The 410-nt window shown below is 56.6% G+C and carries 1 protein-coding gene; it reads left to right on the top strand.

Annotated features, from left to right (window positions below; all coding sequences use genetic code 11):
- Nucleotides 1–245, top strand: a 245-nt coding sequence (locus SxD43FB_RS24145) for an IS3 family transposase (RefSeq protein WP_141249673.1), incomplete at its 5' end; no start/stop codon positions are given.
- Nucleotides 246–410 lie beyond the last annotated feature (165 nt).

The raw sequence follows: 410 nt of genomic DNA, 5'->3' as shown, positions 1-410 counted from the left end.
AAAAGCTGCAGGCCTATGGCCTGCGTCCATCGATGAGCGGCAAGGGAAATTGCTACGACAATGCGTCCGTCGAGACCTTCTTCAAATCCCTGAAGGCCGAACTCATCTGGCGGCAGAGCTGGCCGACGCGGCGTCAGGCAGAAGCCGCCATCTTCCAGTACATCAATGGCTTCTACAACACCCGTCGTCGCCATTCATATCTGGGCGGCATCAGCCCGCTCGCGTTCGAAGCCAAGGTGGCATAATGAGATAGGTGACCGGCACAAAACCGTTACAAGTCCACATGCTGCAAAATGCCCTTCCAGGATCTTGTCTTCGCTCACGTTCTCGTTCGAGAGGAACCGGTAGGCGGCCTTAGTATTCGACCAGTCCTGAAAAGCCGTCGGCAGAGATTGCCCAGGGCGCTGTTC

Origin of the sequence: Sphingobium sp. D43FB (assembly GCF_002312805.1) — a bacterium.
GTDB lineage: Bacteria > Pseudomonadota > Alphaproteobacteria > Sphingomonadales > Sphingomonadaceae > Sphingobium.
The sequence above is the reverse complement of the archived record's forward strand: the minus strand, read 5'-3'. Positions and strand labels throughout refer to the sequence as shown.